Source organism: Congregibacter sp. (assembly GCF_965660375.1).
Lineage (GTDB): Bacteria > Pseudomonadota > Gammaproteobacteria > Pseudomonadales > Halieaceae > Congregibacter.
On record NZ_CBFHZO010000016.1, the window covers coordinates 15,264 to 37,249 of the forward strand.

At 58.3% G+C, this 21,986-nt stretch carries 20 protein-coding genes; 8 read left to right on the forward strand and 12 right to left on the reverse strand.

Features of this window, described 5'->3' with window-relative positions; genetic code table 11:
* Complete coding sequence (locus tag ACTG3T_RS01605; RefSeq protein ID WP_439100516.1) at positions 1-948, forward strand: DUF808 domain-containing protein; 948 nt, start codon at positions 1-3, stop codon at positions 946-948.
* Between the two features lie 26 nt (positions 949-974).
* On the opposite strand, the gene ACTG3T_RS01610 is transcribed toward ACTG3T_RS01605, so the two are convergent.
* Complete coding sequence (locus ACTG3T_RS01610) at positions 975-2,456, reverse strand: helicase HerA-like domain-containing protein (protein ID WP_439100517.1); 1,482 nt, start codon at positions 2,454-2,456, stop codon at positions 975-977.
* Positions 2,457-2,459: 3 nt separating this feature from the next.
* Complete coding sequence (locus ACTG3T_RS01615; RefSeq protein WP_439100518.1) at positions 2,460-4,121, reverse strand: WS/DGAT/MGAT family O-acyltransferase; 1,662 nt, start codon at positions 4,119-4,121, stop codon at positions 2,460-2,462.
* Positions 4,122-4,250: 129 nt separating this feature from the next.
* Between ACTG3T_RS01615 and ACTG3T_RS01620 the strand changes: the two genes are divergently transcribed.
* The gene (locus ACTG3T_RS01620) at positions 4,251-5,645 is read left to right on the forward strand and encodes a M20/M25/M40 family metallo-hydrolase (RefSeq protein WP_439100519.1); all 1,395 of its coding nucleotides are present in this window, start codon (positions 4,251-4,253) and stop codon (positions 5,643-5,645) included.
* 65 nt (positions 5,646-5,710) lie between these two features.
* Here ACTG3T_RS01620 and ACTG3T_RS01625 read toward each other — a convergent pair whose 3' ends face one another.
* The 3 genes from ACTG3T_RS01625 to ACTG3T_RS01635 form a co-directional block, all read right to left on the reverse strand.
* Positions 5,711-7,315 carry an FMN-binding glutamate synthase family protein gene (locus ACTG3T_RS01625; RefSeq protein WP_439100520.1) on the reverse strand — a complete coding sequence of 535 codons (1,605 nt, stop codon included), beginning with the start codon at positions 7,313-7,315 and terminating at the stop codon, positions 5,711-5,713.
* A 10-nt stretch (positions 7,316-7,325) separates the two neighbouring features.
* Positions 7,326-8,186: a helix-turn-helix transcriptional regulator gene (locus ACTG3T_RS01630; protein ID WP_439100521.1), complete on the reverse strand. Its 861-nt coding sequence runs from the start codon at positions 8,184-8,186 to the stop codon at positions 7,326-7,328.
* Between the two features lie 147 nt (positions 8,187-8,333).
* Positions 8,334-8,774 (reverse strand): hypothetical protein, encoded by a 441-nt coding sequence (locus ACTG3T_RS01635; protein WP_439100522.1) that lies wholly within the window; start codon positions 8,772-8,774, stop codon positions 8,334-8,336.
* Positions 8,775-9,159: 385 nt separating this feature from the next.
* Here ACTG3T_RS01635 and ACTG3T_RS01640 point away from each other — a divergent pair, with 385 nt between their 5' ends.
* Both ACTG3T_RS01640 and ACTG3T_RS01645 read left to right on the forward strand, forming a co-directional pair.
* On the forward strand, positions 9,160-9,699 hold the full coding sequence (locus tag ACTG3T_RS01640; RefSeq protein WP_439100523.1) for a peroxiredoxin: 540 nt from the start codon (positions 9,160-9,162) through the stop codon (positions 9,697-9,699).
* A gap of 91 nt (positions 9,700-9,790) precedes the next feature.
* Complete coding sequence (locus ACTG3T_RS01645) at positions 9,791-11,155, forward strand: MATE family efflux transporter (RefSeq protein ID WP_439100524.1); 1,365 nt, start codon at positions 9,791-9,793, stop codon at positions 11,153-11,155.
* Between the two features lie 48 nt (positions 11,156-11,203).
* Here the strand turns inward: ACTG3T_RS01645 and ACTG3T_RS01650 are convergent, their stop codons facing one another.
* The 3 genes from ACTG3T_RS01650 to ACTG3T_RS01660 all read right to left on the reverse strand — a co-directional run bounded on the left by ACTG3T_RS01650 (position 11,204) and on the right by ACTG3T_RS01660 (position 13,671).
* Entirely contained in the window at positions 11,204-12,079 is an 876-nt protein-coding gene (locus ACTG3T_RS01650; protein WP_439100525.1) for a lysophospholipid acyltransferase family protein, read from the reverse strand.
* A gap of 71 nt (positions 12,080-12,150) precedes the next feature.
* Positions 12,151-12,720, reverse strand: coding sequence for an NnrU family protein (locus ACTG3T_RS01655; protein ID WP_439100526.1), 570 nt, complete (start codon positions 12,718-12,720; stop codon positions 12,151-12,153).
* 81 nt (positions 12,721-12,801) lie between these two features.
* Positions 12,802-13,671, reverse strand: a complete 870-nt coding sequence (locus tag ACTG3T_RS01660; protein WP_439100527.1) for an HAD-IIB family hydrolase — start codon at positions 13,669-13,671, stop codon at positions 12,802-12,804.
* Positions 13,672-13,724: 53 nt separating this feature from the next.
* Here ACTG3T_RS01660 and ACTG3T_RS01665 point away from each other — a divergent pair, with 53 nt between their 5' ends.
* Positions 13,725-14,630 carry a hydrogen peroxide-inducible genes activator gene (locus ACTG3T_RS01665; RefSeq protein WP_439100528.1) on the forward strand — a complete coding sequence of 302 codons (906 nt, stop codon included), beginning with the start codon at positions 13,725-13,727 and terminating at the stop codon, positions 14,628-14,630.
* A gap of 81 nt (positions 14,631-14,711) precedes the next feature.
* Here the strand turns inward: ACTG3T_RS01665 and ACTG3T_RS01670 are convergent, their stop codons facing one another.
* The gene (locus tag ACTG3T_RS01670) at positions 14,712-15,545 is read right to left on the reverse strand and encodes an ion transporter (RefSeq protein ID WP_439100529.1); all 834 of its coding nucleotides are present in this window, start codon (positions 15,543-15,545) and stop codon (positions 14,712-14,714) included.
* Positions 15,542-16,195, reverse strand: a complete 654-nt coding sequence (locus tag ACTG3T_RS01675; protein ID WP_439100530.1) for an arylesterase — start codon at positions 16,193-16,195, stop codon at positions 15,542-15,544. The genes ACTG3T_RS01670 and ACTG3T_RS01675 overlap by 4 nt, the downstream gene beginning before the upstream one ends.
* A 10-nt stretch (positions 16,196-16,205) precedes the next feature.
* Here ACTG3T_RS01675 and ACTG3T_RS01680 point away from each other — a divergent pair, with 10 nt between their 5' ends.
* Positions 16,206-16,877 (forward strand): ABC transporter ATP-binding protein, encoded by a 672-nt coding sequence (locus tag ACTG3T_RS01680; RefSeq protein ID WP_439100531.1) that lies wholly within the window; start codon positions 16,206-16,208, stop codon positions 16,875-16,877.
* Position 16,878: 1 nt separating this feature from the next.
* Positions 16,879-19,347, forward strand: a complete 2,469-nt coding sequence (locus ACTG3T_RS01685; protein ID WP_439100532.1) for an ABC transporter permease — start codon at positions 16,879-16,881, stop codon at positions 19,345-19,347.
* Here the strand turns inward: ACTG3T_RS01685 and ACTG3T_RS01690 are convergent.
* Positions 19,344-19,973 carry a TetR/AcrR family transcriptional regulator gene (locus ACTG3T_RS01690; RefSeq protein ID WP_439100533.1) on the reverse strand — a complete coding sequence of 210 codons (630 nt, stop codon included), beginning with the start codon at positions 19,971-19,973 and terminating at the stop codon, positions 19,344-19,346. The two genes, ACTG3T_RS01685 and ACTG3T_RS01690, sit on opposite strands and share 4 nt — an antisense overlap.
* 19 nt (positions 19,974-19,992) lie before the next feature.
* Positions 19,993-20,973, reverse strand: coding sequence for a malate dehydrogenase (locus ACTG3T_RS01695; RefSeq protein ID WP_439100534.1), 981 nt, complete (start codon positions 20,971-20,973; stop codon positions 19,993-19,995).
* 154 nt (positions 20,974-21,127) lie between these two features.
* Between ACTG3T_RS01695 and ttcA the strand changes: the two genes are divergently transcribed.
* Positions 21,128-21,985 (forward strand): tRNA 2-thiocytidine(32) synthetase TtcA, encoded by an 858-nt coding sequence (gene ttcA, locus ACTG3T_RS01700; protein ID WP_439100561.1) that lies wholly within the window; start codon positions 21,128-21,130, stop codon positions 21,983-21,985.
* Position 21,986: the final 1 nt, after the last annotated feature.

The window sequence follows — 21,986 nt, forward strand, 5'->3', positions numbered from 1 at the left end:
GTGGCTGCAGCCAGCCTTCTCGCTTTGCTCGATGACATCGCGGTTTTGATGGACGATGTGTCGGCCATGACCAAAGTGGCGGCCCGTAAGACTGCGGGCGTTCTCGGTGACGACCTGGCGGTTAACGCTGAGAAAGTGACCGGTGTTGCCGCGGATCGTGAGCTCCCCGTGGTCTATGCGGTATTTAAAGGCTCCCTGCTGAATAAGGTCATGCTGGTGCCGGCGGCCATCGTCATTGCAGCCCTCGCAGACTGGTTAATTACGCCATTGCTTATTGCCGGAGGCTTGTTCCTGTGCTTTGAAGGTTTTGAAAAAATCTGGCATCACTTTAGTCACAGTATCGAAGAGCGTCATGAGGAGCAGGAGGCGCTGCGCAAGCGGCTGGAAAACCCCGCCACGGATCCATTAAAACTGGAGAAGAGACGCATCCGGGGTGCTGTGCGTACGGACTTTATTCTGTCCGCAGAGATCATAGTGATAACTCTGGGCATCGTTGGTGAGGCAAGTCTCCTGGTGCGCGCCAGTGTCCTCAGTGTGATTGCTATCGCGATGACAATCGGCGTGTACGGGCTGGTTGCGGCTCTGGTGAAGATTGATGACCTGGGGCTGCACTGGCTGCAGAGCGACCGCGAAGGCTCTGGGGGACAAGTACTTCGAGGGATGGGGCGAGGGCTTCTGTTTCTCGCACCGCGAATGATGCGGACTTTGACGGTTCTCGGTACCGTTGCGATGTTTCTGGTGGGCGGGGGAATACTGGTTCACGGCATTCCCGTGCTTCATCATTTGTCGGAGGGTGTGCTCCACCACGCAACGATGCTCATCGCGGATAACGTCTGGATTCGCGGCATCACGCCGCAACTGTTTGCCGTGCTCCTCGGTCTATTGGCGGGAAGCGTTGTGCTGTTGGTGGTGGCCTTGGGTCAACGACTGTTTTCCAGGCTCTCCTGATACACCGCTAGTCGCAAAGCCGGCGATTACTTCAGCAGCGAACCGAGAATTCCCCGGAAGAGTTTTTTACCGATGGAGCGCCCGGCAGCTGAACCCAGACTGCGGACCATGCTTTTCACAAAGGCATCGCCGGTGCTCTGGGTTTTCCGCCCGGTTTTTTTTCTGGCGCTTTTTTCACGTTTTTTCAGCGCTGCCTCGTCACGCTCGGCCTGCTGCACCGTTGCGCGGGCCAGGAGCACTTCATGAGCGCTCTCCCGGTCAATGCTCTGGGTGTAGCGCCGGCTGTTCGGGTCGTTTTTCAAGACCGCGATTCGCTCAGCCAGGGTGGCCTTGCCCATACGGGAGCATGGGGGCCTGACCAGGGTTCGCTGCACGACAGAAGGCACGCCTTTTTTCTGCAGTGTCGATACCAGTGCTTCCCCCACGCCCAATTCACTAATCACGGTTTCCGTATCGAGGGCGGGGTTTTTCCGAAAGCTCTGGGCCGCCACTCTCACGGCCTTCTGTTCCTTGGGCGTGTAGGCGCGCAGGGCGTGCTGTATGCGGTTGCCCAATTGGCCGAGCACGCTGTCGGGTATGTCGGCGGGGCTCTGCGTGACAAAGTAGATGCCCACGCCCTTGGAGCGAATCAGACGTACTACCTGTTCAATCGTTTGCAGGAGGATTTTGGGTGCGTCCTGGAACAACAGGTGAGCCTCGTCAAAGAAGAAAACCAGTTCGGGCTTGTCCGGGTCCCCGATCTCGGGGAGTTGCTCAAATAGCTCGGAAAGAAGCCAGAGCAGCAGGGTACTGTACACCCGGGGACTGCGTATGAGGGTGTCGGCCGCGAGGATGTTGATAACACCTTGCCCGTCCCGGGTACGTTGCATGAGGTCCCCAAGCTCCAAAGCGGGCTCGCCAAAGAAGTGTTTGCCCCCTTCGCGCTCCAACATCAATAGTCGGCGCAGGATAGCGTTCACGGAGGCAGAGGAAACGCGATAGCTTGTTCCAAGAGACTTTCGATTGTCCGCCAGGTGCTGCAAGGTCGTGCGCAGGTCCGCCAGATCCAGCATAAGGAGACCGTTATCGTCGGCAAACTGGAACACCAGTGTGAGTACACCCTCCTGGGTATCGTTCAGGCCCAGGAGCCTTGAAAGCAACTGCGGACCCATTTCGCTGAGCGTGGTGCGAATAGGAGTGCCTTTTTTGCCAAATACATCCCAGAAAGCAACGGGAAAGCCCTCCGGCGCATAGTCATTGATCCCTATCTTCTCGACGCGCTCATCGATCTTCGGATGGGGTTTTCCCGGCTGACTCAGACCGGAGATGTCCCCCTTAACATCGGCCAAAAACACGGGCACCCCTTGCGCAGAGAAACTCTCCGCCAGGCACTGGAGCGTCACAGTTTTGCCGGTACCGGTGGCTCCGGCGATGAGTCCATGGCGGTTGGCATAGCGGGGGTTGAGAAATATCTGGCCCGCATCAGAGCCTCCGATGAGAATGCCGGGTGATTGCTCTTCAGTGCTCATAGCTTACCTGTCAGGGGTGCCGAGTTTGGGTTTGACGGCGGCTTTTCGCACGGGACGCTTTGCCTGTGTCTTGGTTTTGGTTTTTGCCTTGGCTGTGGCTTTGGTTTTAGCGGCGGTGGTGCTTTTGGCGGGTGCTTTCGCCTTTGTTTTTGTTGTGGCCTTGGTCTTCACTTTAGCCCTGGTTTTCGCTTTGCCGATGGTGCGTGCCTTGCCTTTGGTGGGGGTGCGGGAACCCCGTCGGTTGTCGCTGGCCCGGGGTCCCGACCCGCTGATGCCGGCCACGATCTCCAGTTCTGCCAGAGAGTCTTCCAAATGGTCGATGATGCGCTGAATCTGGGGCATGGACCGACGACAGGCCACAATGCCGAAGTCCAGCTGATCGTGATAGCTCACCAGCGTGATATTCATGGCGAATCCATCGAACACGATGGACGCCGGATAAATGCCATCCAGTCTCGCTCCCTGCCAGTACAGAGGCTTGCGTGGCCCGGGAACATTGGAAACCACGGTACTGAAGGCGGGAAACTTGGAGCCCAGACCGAGGATTGAGGTCAGCAGGGCGGGTAGCTGCGTCAGTTGCATGAACAGCGCCCCTTCCGCCGGGGAGAGTTCCCGTAGTAGATCCTTCCCCGCGCGCATGGACTCCTGAATAGTGCGCAGACGCTTTTCCGGATCGTAAACATTGGTGGCCATATCGGCCGTGATAAACCCGATGGCATTGCTGGAATCTACATCGCCTTCCTCGCGCAGGGACACCGGGGCCATGGCCTTGAGGGAGTGGAGGGGCAGCTCGTCCCGGGATAACAGATAGCGACGGAGCGCCCCGGCGCACATGGCGAGCACTATATCGTTCACCGTGGCATCCATGGCTTTACAGACAGCTTTCACGCGATCGAAGGCGAAGGTTTGCGCGACAAAACGACGGGCACCGGACACCCGGGTGTTGATCGAGGTTTTCGGGACGTTGTGCCAGGGGACGGCGAGGTTTCCGCTGCGACCGACAAAAGCCAGGCCGAAGCGTCGCATGGCCGTTGCCAGATTGATGCTTGAATCGTACTGTTGTTTCAGAGCCTCCAGAACGTTGCGCAGATCGCGCTTGCTGGGGTCGGCGGACCGCGGGGCGTTACCGAAGCGTGCCTGCTTGTACACCTCATAGGCTTCGCGGGAGTAGGGCGCGTAGCTTGGCGATCCGTCCGGCTCTTCGGAGCACATGGCCTGGGTGATATGCATGGCGCCGACGCCATCGATGGCGGCGTGATGGATCTTGTTGTACACGGCGAACTGCCGGTTTTGCAGTCCTTCGATGATGTGCAGTTCCCACAGGGGACGAGTGCGATCCAGCAAGGTGGTATGGAGGCGCGAGGCAAGGGCAAAGAGTTCGCGATAACGCCCGGGACTCGGCAGTGCCGAGTGACGGACGTGGTAATCCATGTCGATATGCTCATCCTTTTCCCAGAAAAGCCCTGATTTTCCGGTCACCACATACTCGCCAAACGGTTTGCGAAATTCAGTGCTTTCTCGCAGCAGGGTGCGAAGAGAGGTGAGAAACTCCTGCTCGTCGGCATCCTCGGGCAGCGTGAAGAGGTTAATGCCCCCAACGTGCATGGGGGTCTCACGCTTCTCCAGAAGGAGAAATCCGGCACTCGCTAAATCTATTCTGCGCATTGTTTTTTTATCCCTTATTGGTGGGCGAATCCTATAAGCTTTGCAACCGTGATGTAAGCGGCTCCCATGACGCGGGGCTGTAACAACACTACACTGCAAACCCCAACTACGTAAATCGGGAGAACCTTAATGCGTCGGAGTTTCTGGACAGCTGTATGTCTGACGATTCTCAGTGTTGCTGCCCATGCGCAGATAGAGAGTGAGCATGCGCAAAAGACATTGGAGATCTACAGGACTATTGTGGAGGTAGATACCTCCAAAACGAAGGGCAACACAATCCGGGTGGCGGAGTATCTTGCCGGTGAGCTTATCGCCGCTGGATTTGCCGAAGACGATGTTCGCATCGTTCCCAAAGATGGATTCGGAACGCTCATAGCGACCTACCGCGGTGATGGCAGTGCGGGCGCCAAGCCCATTCTGTTGCTCGGGCATATGGATGTTGTGGAGGCGCTGGCGGACGATTGGGTGCGCCCGCCCTTTGAACTCACACAGGATGATGTGAACTTCTACGCCCGGGGAACCATCGACAACAAGTTCGGCGTAGCCCAGCTCACGGGCACCATGATTCGTCTCAAAAAGGAGGGCTTCGTGCCTGACCGGGATCTCATGCTGGTGTTTTCCGGAGATGAGGAGAGTGGCATGACCACGACCCGCATGATGGCCTATGAGATGCCGGAAATTGCCGAGGCGGAATATGCCCTCAATTCTGACGCCGGCGGCGGAGCGCTTACCGCAGATGGTGTGGCCGTTAGCTACCGGGTACAGGCTGCGGAGAAAACCTACGCGACCTGGGAAATTACCGTGCGCAATCCCGGTGGACACAGCAGTCGACCCCGCGATGACAATGCCATTTACGACCTTGCTGCAGCGGTGAAGTCTATCGAGGCGCATCGTTTTCCCGTGCGCTGGAGTGAGATGACCCTCTCCTACTTTCAGCAGACAGGCGAAAAGATTGGTGGGGAGCTGGGCGATGCCATGGTGCGTTTTGCCTATGATCCTGAGGACGAGGAGGCCGCTGAAATACTTCGCAGCCAACCTTCCTACGTCGGCACCACGCGCACAACCTGCGTGGTGACGATGCTGGAAGCCGGACATGCGGAAAACGCTTTACCCCAGTCAGCCACGGCGACGGTAAATTGCAGGATCTTTCCCGGTGTCTCCGTTGCCGATATCGAAGCTGAGCTGAAATCGGTGGTGGGTAACGAGGAGGCGGAGTTCGTGCTTCTGGGTGATCCCACGGAGAGTCCTATTTCGGAGATCCGTGCTGATGTAATGACCGCGGTGGGTAAAGCCGTACACAGTCGCTATCCGGGCCTGGACCTCATCACCTACATGGAGTCCGGCGGTACCGACGGGATGCATTTTCGCAAGGCGGGAATTCCTACCTGGGGCATCTCTGGCGTGTTTATGAATCCGGACGAGATGTACGCTCATGGTCTGAACGAGAGGGTGCCCATCAAAGCTTTCTATGATGGCCTGGATCATTGGTCCATCATCATCCGCGACCTGACCACGCCCAAGTAGCTGCTCCCTGAGCCTGTCGCCCCTGGGCGCCGGGCTCTGCTCTCCGCAGCGTACCCCCTTTGCTTTCAGGCCTCTGCGGTCTGCGGGGCAAAGCTGTCGCTACTGGCTTCCTTCAGATGAATGTAGACGGGATCTGTCGCCGTGGCGGTGAGGTAAGACGCCTTCTGCGGCAGGGGGAACAGCTCGTCATAGCGTCTTATGGTCATCTGGTCAATGCGGCGGTGAATATGCGACCGATTGAGTTCGCCCGGGGACTTGAGTCCCGCGGAGGACAGCAGATCCAGCAGGGCGTGGAGGGTTTCCCTCTGGTAACGAGCGACCCTCTCGCCCTTGTCCGTTACATCAAGGCCCTGAACCAGTTGTGGATCCTGTGTCGTCACACCGGTGGGGCAGCGGTTGCTGTTGCATTCCAAAGACTGCACACAACCCAGCGCCAGCATCATGCCTCGGGCACTGTTGCACATGTCGGCTCCGAGAGCGAGGGCCTTGGCCATGTGGAAAGCGGTAATGATCTTTCCCGATGCGATCACCGTTATGTGCTCGCGAACGCCAAAACCCTCCAGAGTATTGACCACAAAGGCCAGACCATCACGAAGGGGCATGCCCACGGAGTTGCTGTACTCGAGGGGCGCCGCCCCCGTGCCGCCTTCGCCGCCGTCAACGGTGACGAAGTCTGGTGTGATACCTGTGTCGAGCATGGCTTTGCAAATCGCGATGAACTCGCTTTCGCGCCCCACGCAAAGCTTGAATCCCACGGGCTTGCCACCGGATAGCATTCTCAACTGCGCCACAAACTCCAGGAGGCCTCGAGGACTTGAGAAGGCACTGTGCGCCGAGGGAGAAACGACCTCTGTTCCTGTCGGTACCTGTCGGATGCGGGCAATGAGCTCCGTGTTTTTGCTCGCGGGGAGGATTCCGCCATGTCCGGGCTTGGCACCCTGGGACAATTTGATTTCTATCATTCTGATACTGGGCAGGGTCGCGGTGTCTGCGAAGGCCTCAGCGGAGAAACTGCCGTCGCTTGCGCGGCAGCCGAAGTAGCCCGTACCGATTTGCCACACCAGGTCTCCGGCGTGCTCCAGGTGAAAGTCAGACACGCCGCCTTCGCCCGTGTTGTGATAAAAACCGCCGGCAGCCGCTCCCCGGTTGAGAGCGCGCACCGCATTGTTGCTCAGGGATCCGAAGCTCATAGCCGACACGTTGAGCAGCGCTGCAGCATAGGGCTGCGTGCACTGCGGTCCACCGACGCGGACCCGGGGGTCATGCTCCAGTTCGCTGATATTTCGGGCCGCAATGGAGTGTCCTATCCATTCATAGCCGTCCTGGTAGGTATCCAGTTTGGTGCCAAAGGGGATAGTCGCCAAATCACCCTTGGCCCGCTGGTAGACGATGGCGCGAAACATGCGGTTGATGGGGGCTCCGCCGACATCGGATTCGAGGAGGTACTGCTGCACAAAGGGACGCACGGATTCCAGTATCCAGCGGCCTCTGCCAACCAGCGGGAAATTTCGCCGGATGCTGTGCTCCGTCTGCTGCGTATCATAAATGCCCAGGCAGAAGCTGGTGAGAACGAGGAGAAAGAACAGCCATGGCAGCAAGCTGTGCAGGCCAAGGAAGAGGGGAATGCTGGCGAGCAGCAGATGGACGGTGAAAAATACCGCGCGGTACACAGGCGTTTCCTCAGTTAAACAGCCAGGGGCTTAGGGCGCCCTGGTTTTCCAGAACAACCTGCTGGGCAAGGGGGTTGTCCTGACGCGTCAGGGGATCCAGCTGCAAAAGCTGAAGTTGATAGTTGATTAGTGTGGCGCGGGTATCAAGACGGAGTTTGCCTTCACTCATGCCATAGTCGTGGGCGATAACTTCCTGTTGCTCGCTCGACAGCCGGGGATCGGGAACGATACTGATGGTAACCCGCTGTAACCAGTCCCTATCCTGATCCTCACCGTATTGGGAGTCATCCAGTATCTCGGCTTCGCCGCGAAACCGGCTTAGCACAAAGTCGCGAAATCCCTGATTTTTTTCACACCAGGCACGCACGTGCCAGCGATAGCCAGTAAAAACCAATGTGTGAGGGACGATGATGCGCCCTTCGCGATCTGGGTTCTTGAGAGACACATAGTCCACTTCAAGGCGTTTCTGGGCACGGGCTGCCTGAATCATGGGGCGGAGTATGGATGGGGCTACATCACGCCCCGGCGGCGTGAGCTGCTCTACATTTGCTGTGGCAAGGGGGAGTGACTCAAAGACACCCATGAGCTGTTCATCTCTGCTCATGAGATGCAGATACTCATCGGCCGTGCCCCTGGTGACGCGGGGAACAAAGTCCTTGCTGGGTCGATAGCCCTTCAGGTACTTGTCGTAACTGATGTTACCGGGGGCTATTTCCCGCAGATAGAAATTGATGTCCTTGCTGGCCTGCTGACGACCGATGCCAAAGCAGCGCGTCAGGTGCCCGGTAGTCAGGCGTCCTTCCCACAGGCTGATAGTCTCGATATAGCGATAACGAAGGAGATGATCCCAGCGATAGGGCCAGAGGTCCATGGGTGATTCCTAACGGGGTAGCCTGACAGCTGTGCCTTTAGTCTGCACCTGGTGTTGCAGACAAAAGTCACAGTCAATACCGGAGTGCGTATCGGAGGAAGCGACAACCCTGGCTGCTCAGCGAGGGTTGTCCCTGGGTGCAGCTATTTAACTTTCGCCCATTTTCTTCATGGCGTCTTTGGCACCGGCTTCCGCATCGTCCATCATATCTTTGGCTCCGGACTCCGCGTCATCCATCATCTCGTTTGCCGCATCACCGGCCTCGTCCATCATGGCGTTGGCTTTATCGTTGGCAGCGTCTGTCATTTCGCCCATTTTCTCGCCGGTGGCGTCGGCCATGTCGCCGGCTGAATCCATTGCGTCTTCGGCCGCATCACCCATGGAGTCTATGGCGTCGCCGGTCGCATCAGCGGCGCTGTCGGCCATGTCGCCCGCTTTGTTCATTGCGTCGTCGGCCATTTGTGAGGCTGACTCCGTCGCTTCTTCGGCAGAGCTTTTCGCTTTATCCATATCTTCCTTACTGCAGCCGCCCAGGGTAAAGAGGAGGGCAGATGTGGCCACTACGCCAATAATTGCTGTGCTTCGCATGACTATTCCTTTTTGCTGTGTATGTCCGTGGTGTGTATATATGAGTCTACCCGCTGGTTTCTGCGACGTCGCACTATGCACGCCAAGGGCATGTTCAGCCTTTGGTTGACTATGCAGGATCCAAAGCGCGAAGTCTCATGCAGAGACGTTATAGTGAAGTTAGCGGCAAGCGGCAGTGAGGTAAAGGGTTAATCACTGTGGGTCTCCTCTTTAAAAGTCGCATTCATGGCCCTTAAAAGCCATAGGAAGTCGCTGCTCAGGGTTTGCAGTGATCTGTGTGCCCGCGCAAACGTACATTCCATGGAGTTTGTTATTGATGACTGACCAGGCATGCATCGCTGTCATCCCGTGGAAAGACCTTTTATTACCCAGGAGTAAGTTCGTTATGTCCAATGCTTTATCACTCTCTCTTCGCTCCCTCTTCGTCTTTGTGCTTGGCCTGAGCGCCGTCGCGGTGCAGGCAGAACTTAAGGTGGGCGACAGGGCACCAAATTTCACCCTCCAGGCATCTGACGGAGAAACTTACGACCTCGCGGACTATCGCGGCAAGCAGGCCGTGGTTCTGGCATGGTTCCCTCGCGCGTTCACCTCTGGGTGCACGGTCGAGTGCAAGAGTCTCGCGGAAAACGGTGATGAGATTCGCAAGTTTGATGTGACCTATTTCATGGCGAGCACCGATCCGGTGGAAAAGAATGCCGAATTTGCGGACGAGACCAAAGCGGACTTTCCGCTGCTGAGCGATCCCGATGGTGAGGTGGCCAGGGCCTACGGTGTGTTTACCCGTGGTTTTGCCCGTCGCTATACCTTTTATATCGACGTTGACGGCGTGATTACGCACATTGATACGGCAGTCAAGCCCAGTTCTTCCGCTGAAGACATGATCGCGAATCTGGAAAACCTCGGAGTTGCGCAGCGCGACTCCTAACTTCCCGTTGGCGATCGACGCGACGGATTCTTTTTTCACGGTATAAGCTCCTACGGGAGTAGAATACGCGCCCACCGAAGGTTAGGGCGCTATGTGGTTCACCCGATCAACGCTAAACAGGCTCTTCTTGTTGGCACTGCCTATGGTGGTGTCCCAGGGAGCGCTTGCGTTAATGGCCTTCGCGGACCGGTTCTTTCTCTCCCGTATTAGTCCTGTGCACGTGGCCGCTTCCCTCGGGGGCGGTGTGTCCTTTTGGGTATGTCTGTGCTTTTTTAACGGTATTGCGGCGTATGGTAATGCTATGGTCGCCCAGTATTTCGGTCGCAAGGACATGCGCAGCTGTCCCCGTGTGGTGACCCAGGGCATTATTCTTTCGGTTATCGCCATGCCGCTGCTCCTGCTGATGGCATGGCCCATGCTGTCAATGTTCGAATGGATGGGGCACGCACCGGAGCAGGTGGCTTTGGAAAAGCCCTACTTCATGACGTTTATATTGGGGAGTTTTTTCTTTCTGATAAAAACGGTGCTGGCGTCTTATTTTTCGGGTATCGCTCGTCCCCGGGTGGTCATGATCGCCGATCTTATCGGCGTGTTCCTGAATATCCCCCTGAGCTATGTGCTGATCTTTGGTCGCTTTGGTTTGCCCGAGCTTGGCATTGTTGGCGCCGCCCTGGGCACCGTAGTGGCCTGCCTGCTTTCCATCGCGATTTATCTGCTTTTCTACTTCAACCCCATTCATGCCCGTCGTTTTCACGTGCGTAAATCCTTTGTTTATATGCCGGGAATTATGCGGCGTTATCTCCGCCTGGGCTTGCCCTCGGGTGTCGAGGTGCTCATTGGCCTTGGAACCTTTAATGTGTTTCTGCTGCTTTTCCAGTCCTACGGTGTTGCCGAGGGGGCCGCCATGGCCATGGTGTTTAACTGGGACATGCTGTCTTTTGTTCCGCTCATGGGGTTGAACATTGCGCTGATGAGTATGGTGGGTCGTACCGTGGGCGCCGGGGATATGTCAAAAACCAACGAAGTTATTGCCTCCGGGTTTGTGCTCGCGGTGACCTACTCCGGGCTAATGGGACTCATGTTTGTGATCTGGCGTGAATCCCTGCTGGGTGTATTCGCCACACCGGGTACCGACTTTGCGCCAATCCTTGCGGTAGGTGCGCCGATGATGGTGGGTCTGGCGACCTATGCGGTGGCCGATGGCCTGATTCTGGTCTGCAGTGGCGTTCTTCGGGGAGCAGGGGATACACGCTGGCTGTTGATAGCTTCGGTGACTGTGCACGTTTTAACCATGATCGTTCAGGTGTTTGTTATAACAGTATGGAAGCTGGAGCCGCTGGTAAGCTGGTGGGTGTTCGTCAGCATGCTCATCATCAACGCCCTTTTATACCTCTGGCGGGTGTTGGGTTCACGATGGCGCCATCCGGAACGCCTCGCCCGGGTGATGGCGGAGTAAAACCGGCGTCGTTTTAGCAAGCTGAGAACCCCCGGTAAGGGTTCTGCGTCAGACGTTGGCGATGCGTCGAAGAATGCCCAGGGTATGCCGTGACTGCTCGCGCCGCAGAAGCATATCGGCGATCTCGTTATCGATGCGCTCTGCCACCGTTGCGCGCCACGCCCTCAGCTTTTTTATCCCCGCGGGCCGTGCGCCGGGTTTTGGTAGTTCCAGGGGTTCGCCGAAGCTCAGATAACTGGCCTGGGGCCGGGGCAGCGGCGTTCCGAAAGCACCGCGAAGCAATGGTGGGATGGCGTCCCGGCGCATGTTGTCCGACCAGAAGCCGCTTTGCTTCAGGAGTCTGACGATTTGCTCACTGTCCAGCAGGTACTCGTAAAATTCATCCGGTCCCACCAGTCCAAAAGGCACAATGGTGTAGCCGAACTCTGCCGCCAGGCGAATAAATCCAAGACGTTCTTTCCACTGTAACTGATAGCGCTCGCGGCTGGGCTTCACCGCCTCGTGGGCGCCGCCGGGAAAGACCAGGATATCCTGATCATGGGCCATGAGGGCCCGTGCCACATCGGGGTGGCCCATGGTGGCGCCTCGACGCAGGAGAGTGTTGGCCACTCGCGGCTGGGCAAAGAGAAACTTGTCACCCATGGGACGTAAAAAGCGGCCGTATTCTTCAAGAAGCACGGGAAGGATGACAAAACCGTCCAGGCCAAAGAGGGCGTGGTTGCCGATAAAGAGACAGGGGCGATCCGGTATACGATCCGTGTTGTGAAACTCGGGTCGGAACCAGAATTTGGAAAACCGGTAGATGAGTTTCTCGTCCAGACCCCGCGGTGGCTCCGTGGCAATGGCCCGGTTGATGTGTTCACGCAATGCCTCTGCTTCGGACAGCGGGTTGCTGTCGCGGGAGAGCGGCGTTTTTACAGCCATGGGGAGTCCTGAAGCGTGGGAAAATGGAGGGCGTGCGAGTATATCGCGCTTGCACCGTTTAATGGCAAAGTCTAAAAGCCTGCCACGGCCGGAACACCCGCCAGCCAGGGGTGGGCCCCGACGAGAATCGCCAGGACGACTGCTGCAATGGCGACCGTGACTAACTCCGCACCGATGCTCGCTGCAGGGGCGGGTTCACGGGAACCGTCTCTATGATTGATGACCAGGATTTCCAGAATTGACCAAAGTGCCAGGCCGCCGAAGAGAATCATCGATCGGGAGTCACCGTTGAGGAGCAGGTGGGCGATGGACCACAACAGAACTCCCGAGAGCTGTGGGTGACGGACCAGGCGCTTAACGGCCGACGGACGGTTGGAAACCACAAGCAGGTAGATCGCGAGGATGAGCAGTACAGAAGCAAACCCGCGAACACTCGAGGGCATTGTATAGACCCAGGCGCTGCCGCTGGCGCGCCACCCAAGGACAATGAGAGTCATGCCGGCGAGCGTGGAGACGGTGATCAAACCCTTGGTCGCGCCTTCTCCCCAGTTCAGCCGGGCTGCGCTGACTTTGCCGGGGGCCAGACCCAGGAAGAGATGGGTTCCCGTAAAAAGTAAAACACCTGCCGTAAGCAAGATCATAATTTGGCGCTCCGCGTTTGACCGGTCCGGGCTGGAAGTCTAGCAGCACCGGCAGAAAAAGTGCCGGGGCGTCACGCACGCTTAGAGGGCGAAGCGCTCCCGCAGGAAACGGGCGATGCCATCGGCGTCATGGTGTCCGATAACCGAGGTGGCAGCGGACTTGATGTGCTCCTTGGCATTTTCCGGGGCGTAGGCTTCGTCTGCGGTTTGAAACATACTGAGGTCGTTGTCACTGTCTCCGAAACAGATGACGCGCTTAAAGCCCAGCTCTTCTTTTACTAAGGTAACGGCGCCCCCTTTGCTGCCTGAGTGATGATGAATGTCGATCCAGTTCAGCCGTCGATCCTCGATGGCGACGCCCATGTAGGCAACAAGATGTTCTTCGGTCTCCACCATTTCAGCCACGGCATTGATGGCGATGTCAGGACCGATGGCGCTGATGTTGGTGATGTCCGCGTCGGCGGGTAAATCGGCAATGGGCAGTACCGGCAGGTTCCGCTCCTTCTCAAAGCTCCTGATGAGCTTGTACTCGGCTTTCTGGCGCACCGGCGGATGATAGACGGCGTGGCGGTTACCGGGCTCAAGGGTGAAGAAGAAGGGAGTGACGTCTTTTTCCAGGAAAGCTTCCGCAACGTGGCCGATCTCGTCAAGCGTCAACAGGTGGCTCGTGCTGTAACTGTCGAGATCGGGGTTCCATATCATTACGCCGTTTTTGTAAATCTGCGGCAGTAGAAAGCCGTGCCCGTCGAGAATGTCGATGGCGCCATGAAGTGCACGACCCGTCGCCACCGTGTAGGCAATTCCCTCTGCCGTTAAACGCCGGAGTGTTTCCTGCGTATACGCGGTTATCTTCGAGGACTTGTTGAGCAGCGTGCCGTCGAGGTCAAAAACGATGAGATCCATGGCGGTAAGTATAGCGGTATTGGGGTGCCCTGGTCCTGCGACGGGCATCCATTTTTCTGTAACTCTGCTATCTTTTCTATCTTCGAGGCGAAATGATCACCATGAGCAGACACCCGACCATCAAACAGCTTCGCTATCTGTGCTCCGTTGTAGAGCACGGCCACTTTGGCCGTGCCGCGAAGGCCTGCCACGTTTCTCAGTCGACACTCAGCGCAGGCATCCTGGAGCTCGAGGAGGTGCTGGGAGCATCGTTGCTGGAACGTAACAATCGCAGCCTGGTGCTCACCGGACTGGGGGAGGAGGTGGTGGAGCGTGCCCGTGGACTGCTTCTGGATGTGGAGGACCTGGTCGCCCTTTGCCAGGCCTCCGCGGAGCCCCTGAGCGGGCGCCTGCGCTTGGGTGTCATTCCTACCATCGCACCGTTTCTGCTCCCTGGCCTGCTGAAATCCCTGCGCAGCGATCACCCCGAGTTCACCCCCTTTATTCGGGAAGATTTGACGGAGCCTCTTGTCGACGGCTTGCACCGGGGCGAGTTGGATTTACTCCTCCTTGCCTTACCGGTGCAGGCGGAAGGGGTAGAGAGCATGCACCTCTTTGACGACCCGTTTTTCCTCGCATCGCCCCTCGATCATCCTCTCGCCGCCAGAAATGATCTCGACACGGAAAACCTGCAGGGTCAGGAGCTCCTGCTCCTTGAGGATGGCCACTGTCTCCGGGACCATGCCCTGGAGGCCTGTAAGCTGCGTGGCAGTGAGTACACCGTGCCGTACCAGGCAACCAGCCTGACGACCGTGGTGCAGATGGTGGCCAGTGGTATTGGCGTGACGTTGGTCCCGGGCATGGCAGTAACCGCAGGGGCGCTGGCGACCCCCGACGTGAGAGTGACGCCTTTTGCCGACGCCTCGGTAAAACGCGACATTGGCCTGATGTGGCGAAAGAAAACGCCGAGGCAGACCGAATTCCGCTTGCTTGGCGAATATATTATGGCTCGTCACGGCGATAGATGAATCTGCAGTCTTCTGCGCGAGATCCAAAGCCCGTTTCCTCGGTACCCAAAGCCGCTCCTGAAAAGCTGGCTCGGCTTGAATCTAGTCTTCGCTGTCCGTTCGCAAAGAGCTTCCGCAATGACGACAGTAGCGGGCATCATCCTCGTGGCCTGCCCGGGAGCATTGTGGGCAGTTGAGTGGCGTACGATGTGTGTGGCGTTTCTCGATAATGTTTGCCGTGAAAATGCCCGTGGGCACAGCGATAATCGCGTAGCCCACAAGCATCGCCAGGGAGGATATCGCGCGCCCGGCGGCGGTGACGGGTACCACATCGCCGTAGCCGACAGTGGTTACTGTCACGATGGCCCAGTAGACGCTCACCGGGATGTTGTCGAAGCCGTTGTTGGGGCCCTCTAGTACATAGATGAGGCATCCAAAGACCACAATGATGGTGATGACAATGGAGAAAAACACGAAGATCTGTCGCCAGGAATTACGCATCACCCCGGCAATCTGGTTGGCCTCGTGGAGGTAGCCCACCAGTCGCAGGACACGAAAAACCCGTAGCACGCGTAGAAGGCGGATGATAAGTAGAGGGGCGGTCTGGGGCACGAGAATGGCGAGATAGCTGGGCAGGATCGCGAGGAGGTCGATAATGCCGTAGACGCTGAACAGGTAGGCGCGGCGGTTTCGTGCGATCCAGATGCGCAGAAAGTATTCAGCGGTAAACAGGAAGGTAAAACCCCATTCAATGCGCTGGAGCAATTCGCCGTACTCCCGATGAACATCCGCAAAGGAATCCACGATGATCACGCTCACGCTAATGAGTATGGCAAAGATCAGGATCAGGTCGAACCACTTCCCCGAGGGCGTATCAGTGCCAAAGATAATCTTGTAGAGGCGGGCCTGGAGAGCCGACTGTTCCCGCTGGGTCATGAGGCGTCGCGCCGGGCGAGAAGTGTTTCTATGACCGGCTGGAGGATGTCAGTGATGAGCGGCTGTGCTTCCACCGTGGGGTGAATGCCATCCTGCTGCATAAGCTGGTCTTCCGTGGCGATGCCGTCCAGTAAAAAAGGTCCGAGGGTGGCGCCGGTGTCCGTTGCGGCCCGTTCGAAGCTCTTCCGGAAGGATCGGGTATAGCGGGGGCCGTAGTTGGGCGGAATTTCCATGGGCAGAATCAGTACCCTAGCTCCCGCTGCCGACGCTGCTTCAGCCATGAAAGTGAGGTTCGCCTCGAGTTTTTGCGTGGGGTATCCGCGAAGCCCGTCATTGCCCCCCAGCTCGATGATCACCAGATCCGGAGTGTGCTCCTCCAGCAGATTTGGAAGACGACGGGCGCCGCCTGCTGACGTATCACCGCTGATGCTCGCATTGACCACTCGGGTATTGGGCCAGCGTTCCCGCAGCTGAACCTCCAGAAGAGCGGCCCAGCCCTGTTCCAGGGACATGCCATAGGCGGCACTGATACTATCGCCGACCACGAGCACACGGGGGCGATCTTCCTCGGCGCTATGGGCGCTGGCGGGCAGGCTTTGGAGGAGCAGCGTCAATCCAAGCAGCAGGCCTACGCGTAAAGCGTGCAACATAGGAGCACAAATGATTACTGCAGAAAATCTCGGCAAGCGGGTACCCATGGCAGACGGGGAGCTTGCGATACTGAAAGGGATTAACCTTGAAATCAAGTCGGGAGAGAGCGTGGCGATCATTGGCGCTTCGGGCTCGGGTAAATCGACGCTCCTGGGTTTGCTCGCGGGCCTCGATACCGCCTCAGACGGCCACGTGCGTATCGATGGCACGGACCTTCAGGCTCTCAGCGAAGATGGCCGGGCCGCCCTGCGGGGCCGCGACGTCGGTTTTGTGTTTCAGTCGTTTCAGCTGCTCCCCGCATTGACCGCACTGGAAAACGTCATGCTGCCTTTGGAGTTGCAGGGCGATGGCAGCGCAGGCGAGCGGGCGGCGGAGTATCTGGAGCGCGTGGGACTGGCGGAGCGGCGTGATCACTACCCCCGGCAGTTATCCGGTGGAGAACAGCAGCGCGTTGCTATCGCCCGGGCCTTTGCCGGCTCTCCCCGCATTCTGTTTGCCGACGAGCCTACAGGTAATCTTGACAGAGCGACCGGCGAGCGCATTACCGACCTTTTATTTGGATTGAACCGGGAGGAGGGTACGACCCTGGTACTGGTAACCCACGATCTGCAACTGGCAAAGCGCTGCGCCCGGCAGCTGCAAATGGATAGCGGCGAGCTTGCCGAAGTAGAGACTGCCTGATATGACCCTTCTTTTGCGCATGCTGGTCCGCGACTGGCGGGGCGGTGAGTTGGGCGTTCTTTTGGGTGCTCTTGTGCTCGCGGTGACCATGGTCTCGGGGATTAGTGGATTTGCCTCCTCATTAAAGTCGGCGCTGCGTCAGGAGAGCCATAGCTTTTTGGCCGCCGACCTGGTGGTGAGAGATGCCAGGCCACTGCCTGTCGTCTGGCTCGAGGAGGCCGCAGGGCGCGGTATGACGTCCGCAGAGACCCTGAGTTTCCGATCCATGATTTTCGCCGGGGAGGAGGGCATGGTACTCGCCTCGGTGAAAGCCGTGAGTGACGACTACCCACTCCGCGGAGCACTGAGATTGAGTGACTCACCCTATGGCGAACTGCGGGAGCATCGTGGAGCGCCGCCACCGGGTTCGGTGTGGATAGAGCCTCGACTGTTCGCGCTGCTGGATCTGGATATTGGCGACACGGTGGGCATTGGTGAGGCTGACTTTCGCGTCGCTGCAGCGATTCGCGGAGAACCGGATCGGGCCGGTGGGTTCCTCGGCGTCGGTCCCCGGGTGATGCTAAACACGCGCGACATTCCCGCCACGCAGGTGGTTCAGCCCGGGAGTCGGGTCAGCTACCGACAGCTCTTCGCGGGAGAGGCCGATGACGCCGCGGCTTTCGGGCAATGGCTGGAGAATGCAGTGGCCCCGGGGCAGCGTCTGCAAAACGTGGAGTCCTCCCAGCCTGCCGTAGGCAGGGCGCTGGCCCGGGCCGAGCGCTTTTTACTTCTGGCGGGAAGTTTGGCGGTCATTCTTGCCAGCGTGGCGGTGGGGCTGGCCGCGCGGCGCTATGCTGAACGGCATCAGAACTACGTTGCGCTTCTTAAAAGCCTTGGGGCGGATTCCCCCCGTGTCAAAAGCCTTTATGCGGCGACCTTGGCGCTGACCTGGTTGATTTCGTTATTGCTCGGGTGGTTGCTCGCCTGGGTACTCCAGGTCATTGCTCTTGAGTCCTTTGCCGAGCAACTCACGGTTGTGCCTTCCCTGTTTCAGCCGCGGCCGTATTTCATCGGTGCGGTCACCGCCCTGGTGTGCGTCGTTGTTTTCGCATGGCCGTCCCTTGGCAGGCTCACAGCCATCAGTCCCCTGCGCGTGCTGCGCAGTGACATGCCCCTTCACGACAGTCGCGAGCCCCGGGATTACTTGCTCGGCCTGTTCGCAGTGGTGCTGCTGATGTGGTGGTACAGCGCCGACCTGCAGCTCACTCTTATTGTTTTGGCAGGGCTACTGGCGGTGATTGTGATCGGCGGCCTGGTGGCGCTGTCGCTTTTGCGGGGTGGTCGGGTGCTGGGGATGCAGGCAGGGAGTGTCTGGCGCCTGGCCCTGGCGAGTCTCCAGCGCCATGGTCTGGGTAACGCCCTCCAGCTTGTCGTTTTTGCTGTTGCGATAATGCTCCTCTTACTCCTGGGTCTGCTGCGCACCTCGCTCCTTGAGGGCTGGCAGCAGCAGGTTCCCGAGGGAGCTCCCAATCATTTTTTGCTGAATCTGGCTCCCGAGGAACTGGGGTCCGTGAGTACGCTTCTTGATGACCGTGAGGTTAAAAGAGAGAAGCTCTATCCCATGCTCCGGGGGCGCCTCATGGGTATCGCGGGAGAGCCGCTACCCATCGAGCCTGAAGAGGAAGATGGCCCCTCCCAGCGGGAGGCGAATTTCACCTGGTCCGCGGCGCTGCCCGACGGCAACGAGATTCTCGAAGGACGCTGGTGGGAGCCCGGGGAGACTGCGGCGGTATCGCTGGAAGCCGAGTTTGCAGAGCGCTATGGCATGGCGGTGGGCGACGCGATCGATCTTCGCATCGGGGCGGCCGAGCTAAGCGTTACCGTGACCAGCCTCCGGACACTGGACTGGGAGTCCTTCAAGCCGAACTTTTTTCTGGTGTTTCCCCCGGGGCTTCTCGAGGATTACCCCGTGACCTACATGACCAGTTTTTATCTGCCTCCGGAGCAGAAGCCGCTCTTGAATGATTTGCTACGACAGCATCCCACAGCAACCGTCCTGGAGATTGACGCGATCATGGCGCAACTTCGCAGTACCCTCGCACAGGTTTCCACCGCAATAGAGCTGGTGTTGGGGCTGGTGCTCCTCGCGGGCGTCTTGGTGTTGATTGCCGGAGTTCAAGCCACTGCGGATTCACGATTGCGCGAGAGCGCCTTACTCCGGGCACTGGGGGCCGGGCGCTCGCACATCCTTGGTGCTGTCGCCATCGAGTTTATTACGCTGGGAGTGATGGCCGGGCTGTTGGCTATCGTGGCGGCCGAGGGTGCATTCTGGGCGCTGCAACGCTTCGTGTTGGAGCTGCCGTATACGCCAACGCCGGCACTGTGGCTGCCCACGCTGGTAGGCGCGGCTGTTCTTATTGGCGGTCTGGGTCTGTGGAATTGCCGGCGGGTGGTATCTGTCGCGCCGGCGGAGGTGCTGAGGGACGCCTAGTTCTGGTGATCCCGTCGACGAATGCCGTTGATAAAGGCATTCACCGAAACATCGATTTGTCGCAGCAGATTAACGTGTTTGCTGAAGAGACCCGGGGTGTCGACGCGCAGCGTTGCTACGCCATGAATACCCGCCCATGAGGCATTGGCGAGATAAAGGGCGTCCTGTTTCTCGAACTCGCCGTTTTCCATGCCGTACTGCAGAATCGACTGTACCAGCAGGAGGGTCTCCCGGCTGACGGCCCGCAACTCCGGATAGTCATCACTGGGTTGCACCAAAGGGCCGAACATCAACTTGAAAATCTGTTCCTGGCTGGCCGCAAAATCTACATAGGCCCGGGCCACCAGTCGAAGCTGTTTCGCAGCGCTTTCACTGCCGGCGCTCCTCGCCGCCCCCAGCAATGCCAGCAACTCCCGGTATCCGCGCGTTGCAATCGCGGCGAGGAGCGCTTCCTTACCACTGAAGTGACGGTAGGGGGCAGTTTGCGATACGCCAAGGGAGCGAGCCACCGCTCGCAGACTCAGTTGTTCTGCGGGCGTGTGGCGAAGCTGCTCGGCGGCTTCTGCAAGTAACTCGGCGCGCAGATTACCGTGATGGTAGGCCCGCTGGCTGGCGGCCGGGGTCATGGCTGAGAGGATTGCGCGATCAGGGCAGGAGGTCCGCTACGGCATCGCGCTCTTCCGTAAGCTCCTGCTCTGTCGCCTCCATGCGTCCGCGGCTGAACTCGTTGATTTCAAGGCCTTGCACGATGCTCCAGTCGCCACCGCTACAGCGGCAGGGGAAGGAATAAATCAGGCCTTCGGCAATGCCGTAGGAGCCGTCGGAGTAAACGCCCATGGAAACCCAGTCGCCATCGGCTGTGCCCAGGGCCCAGTCGCGCATGTGATCGATGGCGGCATTTGCCGCAGAAGCGGCGGAGGAGGCGCCCCGGGCCTTGATGATAGCGGCGCCACGCTGCTGCACGGTCGGGATGAATTCTTTTTCGTACCACTGCTGATCTACGGACTCCACCGCAACCTTACCGTCGACCGTAGTGTGGTGCAGGTCGGGGTATTGTGTTGCGGAGTGATTGCCCCATACAGTCATGGTGCTCACCGCGGTAACAGGCGCATCCAGCTTCTGTGCAATCTGGGTCTTTGCGCGGTTATGGTCCAGACGCATCATCGCCGTAAAGTTGCGGGGATCGATGTCCGGCGCGTTGCGCTGGGTGATCAAAGCATTGGTATTGGCGGGGTTGCCCACAACTAAAACGCGGATATCGCGGCTCGCGTGATCATTGATGGCTTTGCCCTGCACAGAGAATATAGCCGCGTTAGCTTCCAGCAGGTCCTTGCGCTCCATGCCCGGGCCCCGGGGACGGGCGCCGACGAGCAGGGCGTAATCGCTGTCTTTAAAGCCCACATTGGGATCATCCGTGCACACGATTCCGGCCAGGAGCGGGAAGGCGCAGTCATCCAGTTCCATGCGCACCCCTTCGAGAGCATCCATGGCGGGGGTAATGTCCAGAAGATGCAGGACCACCGGCTGGTCGTCCCCCAGCATAGCGCCCGAGGCGATACGGAAAAGAAGTGCATAGCCGATCTGGCCGGCGGCGCCGGTAACTGTGACGCGAACAGGTGCTTTCATGACTAACCTCTGGTGTCGGGAAGGGGGTGAAAATATGCCGCGCATTGTCAACATTAAGCCCCCAAAAGACAAGTTGCGTGCTGAAGCACTGCTGGACCTCGCCAACACCGGCCGAGTACCATGCGCGCGTGTTTCACTACGGGTTTTTGTCGCGATGAGCCGCGATCCACGACGTTCCAGAACCGAGTTCAATAAGCTGCACAAACGCCTGCGACGACAGGTGGGTCAGGCGGTCGTCGATTTCGACATGATTCGCGACGGCGAGCGGATTATGGTGTGCCTCTCCGGAGGTAAAGATTCCTACGCCATGCTGGATATCCTGCAAAACCTGCAGCGCAGCGCGCCGGTGAGTTTTGAGCTCATCGCGGTGCACATGGATCAGAAGCAGCCGGGTTACCCCCCGGAGATACTTCCGGCCTACCTCGATAAGCAAAACATTGAATATCACATCCTCGAAAAAGACACCTACAGTGTGGTGAAGTCCGTGATACCGGAAGGCAAAACCACCTGTGGACTTTGCTCCCGCCTGCGGCGGGGAACGCTTTACGGCTTTGCGGAGAGTATCGGCGCTACCCGCATCGCCCTGGGGCATCATCGGGACGATATTGTTGAAACCCTGTTTCTCAACATGTTCTTTGGCGGAAAGCTTAAAGCCATGCCCCCCAAGCTGTTGTCCGACGATGGGAAAAACGTGGTCATTCGCCCCATGGCCTACTGTAAGGAATCGGATCTTGCGCGCTACGCCGAGGAAATGGCGTTCCCGATTATTCCCTGTAATCTCTGTGGTTCTCAGGACAATCTGCAGCGCCAGGCGGTAAAAAAGATGCTGGTGGACTGGGAACGACAATATCCCGGCCGCACGGAAACTATATTCAAGGCCATCGGCAATGTGTCGCCGTCGCAACTGGCGGATCGTGATCTTTTTAACTTTGCCCGCCTCAATGCGGCGGAGCCAGAGATATCGGTAGACACAGCGTCTCCCGCAGCTCGTATCAATGCGGTGAATCTCTAGC